This window comes from Flavobacterium sp. MFBS3-15 (assembly GCF_026107645.2).
Lineage (GTDB): Bacteria > Bacteroidota > Bacteroidia > Flavobacteriales > Flavobacteriaceae > Flavobacterium.
The window spans coordinates 174,843-180,958 of sequence record NZ_JAPCHV010000009.1 but is presented as its reverse complement, the minus strand read 5'-3'; the positions used below and the strand labels follow the sequence as shown (position 1 = coordinate 180,958).

Below are 6,116 nucleotides of genomic sequence, written 5' to 3'. Positions count from 1 at the left end.
ACTTTTGATTTATTATACACACCGCAAGTTAACAAACTTGCAGAATATAGGGAGCCCTCGGGCTCCCTTATTTGTTTAAAAAATTAGAGCTGCCTCACTTTTGAGACAGCCCCTTTTTTGTTTTCTGACACGCACATGTGTTTTAATCCCTTATATTTGGAAAATAAATCTTTCCGAATGAAAAAACTACTGTTATTTTCCGTTCTGCTTATCATGAATATTTGTTTTGGGCAGGAATCCTTGAAAATTGATTGGCCAAAAGAAGATAAACTTAAGATCGAAAGCGACCAAACTGATGGCCCAACCCATATGGTTGAGCTAATCCCTGAAAAAGAGACATTCGAAAAGTGGACACTTATGGCAACAATGATGACCATAAAGGGTGTAAAAATTCCAACCACCTCACAAATTGCCGGGCTTTTTAAGCAAAGCGCCCTGCAAAATGCCCCTGAATCGAAAATGACTATTTTGGAAAGCGATGACAACGCGAAGAACATTTGGGTACTATTTAAAATTGAGAGCCCTAAATTTAATAACGACCCAAAACCCGAATCGCAATTATATTATGCGATACAGGGTGACGAAGGCCTTTACGTAAATTTTGCTGCGATTAAGAAGAAAAACCTTGATTCCAAATTCATTGAGAAATGGTCTAAAGTATTTAAGGCAAGTCAATTAATTAAAGGGTAACCGGGACATCTCGCTATGAAAAATAAAATTTTACTTTTTACTGCATTATTCTGCTTTCTGTCACTATCGGCCCAGGAATATAAAACCATAACCTATTTTACCAACGACAGCCTGAAACTGGAGCTCGACCTATTCCTGCCAAAGGGCAAGCAGGCTGGTAAAACCCCATTGCTCATCCATGTACATGGCGGGGGCTTTGCGGGCGGAGAAAGGAAGCACGGGCACCACATCTGCAGCTATGCGGCTTCTAAGGGCTATGCGGCAGCATCCATCACCTATTCGCTGTACATGAAAGGGAAAAACTTTAGCTGTGGGGGTGTGTTGACCGAAAAGGTCAAAGCGATCCAGATTGCGGCCAACCAGCTGCAGCAGGCCGCTGTGTTTTTCATCAATAATAAGGAAACCTATAACATTGACCCGGCAAAAATATTCATCTCAGGCAGCAGTGCCGGTGCTGAAACGGCGCTGCACGCCGCATTTTGGGAGCAGCCCATGCTTCAGATGTACTCCGGCAGGCTTCCGGCCAATTTTAAATACGCTGGAATCATTTCGGGAGCCGGTGCCATTATGGACATCAACCTCATCAACAAAAACACACAGGTGCCTGTAATGCTCTTCCATGGCAGCTGCGATAAGACCGTACCCTATGCCACGGCGGCGCACCATTACTGCCCGGCAGGCTCATCAGGATGGCTGATGCTGTTTGGCTCGTACTCCATTTACAACCGCATTATCGATTTAGGCGGAAGTACACACCTTGTTACCTATTGCGGTGGCGAGCATGACTACAGCGATATGCTTTTTGCAAAGGGCCAGCAACAGATTGTCGACTTTATGAACCTCACGCTACAAGGCGGGAAAGAGCAGTCGCATACCGTTATCCCTACCGGTAAAACATGTTATGCAAATAGTGAGTATAATTTTTGTTTTGGGAAATAACGGGCTTGAAATTTCAACTAAAAACCTCCCGCAACACCTCTACCGAATTGGGTTTCCTAAAACCTTCCAGATGGAGCGCATAGTAGTCCAACAGTATTTTCAGCAATGCCTGACGTTCGGAAACATGAAAGGCCTTGCCACTGTTGTCGAATTTTAAATCCATGAGTGTCCGGAATAATGCCGTTTCCTCCTCCGTTAAGCAACTTATGCCGTGATAAGGAGAAAAAACGCCTTCGGTCATTTCGAAAAACGGATGGGAACTGTTCCTGTCAGGATAAAAACCAAGAAACTTGGTTACCTCCATCAGCAGCACGAGGTGAAAGTTGGCCGAATTGTCATGGCTGTCAAGCCACAGCAGTGCTGTTTCCAGGAAAGAGTACAGGTTTTGGTTCTTCTCCTCTTCCTTTATGCAGTGGTGCAGCATTTCCGAAACAAAAATGGCTATCGTGGTCTTTACGATATCACTATTGATGGTGTAGTACGGATGCGCCAGCCTGACTTCCTTAAAATATTCGAGGGTGCCTTTGTTCTTGTGTACGGCTTCTATTTCCAAAAGGGTAAGCGGCTGGAAGTATACGGTTTTTTGTGCGTTTTTTTTGGAGGAAAAAGCATCCCTCACATAATAGGATTTTACCCCGTCCGACTCTGTTAAGCACTTTACAATAAGGCTTTTGTCCTGATACCGGAGCGAACTGATGACTATGGCTTTTGTCCTGACTAACATAAGTTTAGTTGCCGCGGATGATCATCACCTTTTTCACCTTCGTTTCGGTACCGTCTTCCGAAGCGATGAAGATCATGTATACGCCCGATGCCACTTTGTATTTGCCAAAGGCCGTAGTATTCCAAAGCACGGTACCGCCTTCAGATGTGGTTTCAAATACCAGGTTGCCTTCTATGTCGGTTATCTTTACGTTTACGTTATCCATCAGTCCGCTGATGTTTACGTCGCCGTCAAAATTGGGACGTACCGGATTGGGGAACACATATACTTTGCTCAGGTCGCCGGCAGCGGCTGTAGAAGTGCCTTTATAGGATACCATACCGCCTTCAGTGGCAAAAAACACCTCACCGGTAACCGGGTCAATCTCTATGTCATTAATGTTGTTGCTGGGAAGCGGTGAATTCAGCTTGGTGAAATGAAAAAGGGTTTTCTGCCCGTCCGGCGACACCAAAAATGCCCCTGCCCCTGCAGTGCCTATCCATTTGTTATTGGCGCCGTCCACAACAATATCGGTTATTACCTGCTCAAACATCAGTTCCTGTGCGAGGCCATCTTCCATTATAATGATGGCGTTTGCAGTAAGCTCGTCCTCGGTCATAAACCGTTCAATGCTGCTTATTACCCTGAGGCCGCGGGTTGTACCTATCCACAGGCGGTTGTTGTTGTCTATGGCCAAAGCCTTTACATCATCGGAAGGCATATTGTCTTCTTCACCGCGCACTACTATGAATTTATTGCTCAGGTTTTCATTGAAAGCTACAAGCCCCTTGCCCCCGGTACCCATCCATTTGGTCGTATTCCTGTCTACTATAACTTTTACATAATTAGCAATTCCTGTAGCTTCGTCGACACTATAAGATGTCCATTGGTTAGAACCGGGATTCAGTCTCCTTATGGTATTCATAGCCAGGCTGTTCAGCACCCAAAGATTGCCGTTTTTATCAAATGCACTATCGAACACTCTTACCCATGTATTAGAGTCACTTTCGAGGGGGCTGTTGCTTCCCTCAGTATAGCGTATTACCGCTTCATCGTTCTCCACTTTCAGCAGTCCCGATTCGGCTGAATTAAAAAAGACCTGGTTCTCATTATTTGGATTTGCCGTTATAGAGGCTATTGATTGGGTATCAAGCAAGTCTTCATAAGGAATGGACGTCCACCCCGATTGAGTCAGTTTACTTACACCATACCGGGTACGGGTTGGGGTATAGGTACCGTCATACCCCCCAAAAGCTGCCCATAGATTATTGGCTGTTTTTTCCAGCGCAAATATATTGCTGCGCAAAGGTCCGTTAGGAGTTATGTTGGTTACCGCTGATAAGTTTGTCAGAGGCATTGTAAATACACCTTTTTCCTTTGTACCGATAAATATCTCCCCGCCCACAATTGTGGCACAGGTAAACGTAACGTTTTCACCCGGAATGAGATTGACCTGGTATACACGTACCAATGCCTCATTATACACATTTATCCGCGTGGCACATGTAGCGAGCATATAGCCGGCAGCATCGCGCAGGTCGACTACGGCAGACGGCAGGTGGTCAAACGGCCATGGAATTGTTCCTTCAGGCTTGAGAAGGTCACCACTTGGATGCCCTGCAAAATAATAGCCTGCATAGCTATGTATTGCTGTCCACCCTCCACCAAAAATCTCAGTCCATTGGCTATAGTCGTTAAGATTGGGGTTGGGAAAGGTTGCGCGCCTGATACCAAAGCCCCCGCAGCCGGCATAAATATAGCCATCGAGTATTGTGGTTTGGTTTACCGGTATTTCTGCACCCAGGGGCCCCAAAAAATAAGTGTCGCCAAACTCAAGTGTAGCAAGGTTGAAGACCGCGATGCCAAAATCACAAGCTATGTAAGCCTTACCCTCATATTCATAAATATGGTTGATTTTCTTTTTTGCTGCCGGAATTGTGGTCTCCTGTATAATGTCGATTTTATTAAGGACAGAAAAGTCACTGTTTACAACCAACAAAAGTCCGTTGGCATTACCTACCAGCGTTTTGCTATAGGTAGGGCTGTGGTGTATGGCAGTAATGGTTTCAGCCTTTAAACCATCTACCGAAGTAATTGTTTTTATTTCGTTAGTACCAACATTCTTGGTAAACATGGCGCTTTCCGATGCGGCAAACACACGATTGTTGGACTGTGTAATGTCCTGGATGTTATTATAGGAAAAATAGCTTCCCCACGTTTGGTTGCCCTGCCCGAAGGACAACACATGAAGCAAAAGGAAAACTATTGGAAAAAGTCTTTTCATCAAAGCAATTATTTGCGCAAATATAAGCTAAAACGCATTTATAGCCGTTTTTGTATGACGGGTAAAAAAAGCCTCCCGCTAAAGCGGGAGGCTGCATATAATCTGTAAGGGATTACACTACCCCCTGTGCAAGCATGGCATCGGCAACTTTTACAAAACCGGCAATGTTGGCTCCTTTTACATAGTCAATAAATCCGTCCTCCTTCGTGCCATAAGTAAGGCAGGCGCTGTGGATGTTGTGCATGATGCTTTTTAGTTTTTCATCCACTTCCTCCCTTGTCCAGCTGAGGCGCAACGAGTTTTGCGACATTTCAAGGCCCGATGTGGCAACACCTCCAGCGTTTGACGCTTTGCCCGGGGCAAAAAGTATCCTGGCATCCTGGAAAGCAATAACCGCTTCCGGCGTACATGGCATGTTGGCTCCTTCGGCTACACATATACAGCCATTCGCAAGAAGCTGCTTCGCCTCATCGCCATTCAGCTCATTTTGCGTAGCGCATGGCAGCGCAATGTCACACGCCACTTCCCACGGCTTTCCTCCTGCCACATATTTGGCATTAGGGTATTTTTTAACATACTCGCTTATCCTTGCGTACTGCACATTCTTCAGATCCATCACATGGGCAAGTTTTTCTTCGTTGATACCTTCTTCGTCATAAATATATCCGGCAGAGTCGGAGAAGGTAACTACCTTACCACCCAGCTGCATGGCTTTTTCTGCAGCATATTGCGCCACATTGCCTGATCCTGACACGACCACTGTTTTGCCTATGAAGCTTTCACCTTTGGTATTCAGCATGCTTTGTGCAAAGTATACACAGCCGTAGCCGGTAGCTTCCGGACGGATAAGCGACCCGCCAAAGCTGATGCCTTTTCCGGTAAGCACGCCTGTAAATTCGTTTCGTAGCCTTTTGTACTGGCCGAACATATAGCCCACTTCGCGTCCACCCACACCAATGTCGCCCGCAGGAACGTCGGTATCAGCCCCGATATGCTTTGACAGCTCGGTCATGAAACTCTGGCAAAAACGCATGATCTCATTTTCTGATTTTCCTTTTGGATCGAAATCCGACCCCCCCTTTCCACCACCCATTGGCAATGTAGTAAGGCTATTTTTGAAAGTCTGCTCGAAAGCGAGGAATTTAAGGATGCTCAGGTTCACCGAAGGATGGAAGCGCAGGCCGCCTTTGTAGGGCCCGATGGCCGAATTCATCTGGATCCTGAATCCCCTGTTTACCTGGGTTTCGCCTTTATCATCAAGCCATGTAACGCGGAACATGATTACCCTTTCGGCTTCCACCATGCGTTCCAAAAGCATTTTGCCCTGGTATTTCGGGTTCTTTTCAATGAAAGGGAGTACGGTTTCGGCAACCTCGTGTACTGCCTGTAGGAATTCGGGTTCGTTGGCGTTCCTTTTTGAAACACTGTCCATAAAGGACTGTAAGCTATTCGTCATGTGTTGAATGGTTTAGTATTTAAGAAAACGTTTTCGTTAGACTC

The 6,116-nt window shown here is 45.8% G+C and carries 5 protein-coding genes; 2 read left to right on the top strand and 3 right to left on the bottom strand.

Annotated features, from left to right (window positions below; translation table 11 throughout):
- Nucleotides 1-177: 177 nt before the first annotated feature.
- The gene (locus OGH69_RS10045; RefSeq protein WP_265174330.1) at nt 178-690 is read left to right on the top strand and encodes a hypothetical protein; all 513 of its coding nucleotides are present in this window, start codon (nt 178-180) and stop codon (nt 688-690) included.
- Between the two features lie 15 nt (nt 691-705).
- On the top strand, nt 706-1,629 hold the full coding sequence (locus tag OGH69_RS10040; protein WP_265174329.1) for an alpha/beta hydrolase: 924 nt from the start codon (nt 706-708) through the stop codon (nt 1,627-1,629).
- 13 nt (nt 1,630-1,642) lie between these two features.
- Here the strand turns inward: OGH69_RS10040 and recO are convergent, their stop codons facing one another.
- The 3 genes from recO to gdhA form a co-directional block, all read right to left on the bottom strand.
- On the bottom strand, nt 1,643-2,353 hold the full coding sequence (recO, locus tag OGH69_RS10035) for a DNA repair protein RecO (RefSeq protein WP_265174328.1): 711 nt from the start codon (nt 2,351-2,353) through the stop codon (nt 1,643-1,645).
- A gap of 4 nt (nt 2,354-2,357) precedes the next feature.
- The gene (locus OGH69_RS10030; protein WP_265174327.1) at nt 2,358-4,616 is read right to left on the bottom strand and encodes a type IX secretion system anionic LPS delivery protein PorZ; all 2,259 of its coding nucleotides are present in this window, start codon (nt 4,614-4,616) and stop codon (nt 2,358-2,360) included.
- A gap of 112 nt (nt 4,617-4,728) precedes the next feature.
- On the bottom strand, nt 4,729-6,072 hold the full coding sequence (gene gdhA, locus OGH69_RS10025) for an NADP-specific glutamate dehydrogenase (protein WP_265174326.1): 1,344 nt from the start codon (nt 6,070-6,072) through the stop codon (nt 4,729-4,731).
- Between the last annotated feature and the right edge of the window lie 44 nt (nt 6,073-6,116).

What these genes read in the sequence shown, in the direction of transcription:
- gdhA (WP_265174326.1), bottom strand. Translation starts at nt 6,072, where the DNA reads ATGACGAATAGCTTACAGTCCTTTATGGACAGTGTTTCAAAAAGGAAC.
- OGH69_RS10040 (WP_265174329.1), top strand. Translation starts at nt 706, where the DNA reads ATGAAAAATAAAATTTTACTTTTTACTGCATTATTCTGCTTTCTGTCA.
- OGH69_RS10030 (WP_265174327.1), bottom strand. Translation starts at nt 4,616, where the DNA reads ATGAAAAGACTTTTTCCAATAGTTTTCCTTTTGCTTCATGTGTTGTCC.
- recO (WP_265174328.1), bottom strand. Translation starts at nt 2,353, where the DNA reads ATGTTAGTCAGGACAAAAGCCATAGTCATCAGTTCGCTCCGGTATCAG.
- OGH69_RS10045 (WP_265174330.1), top strand. Translation starts at nt 178, where the DNA reads ATGAAAAAACTACTGTTATTTTCCGTTCTGCTTATCATGAATATTTGT.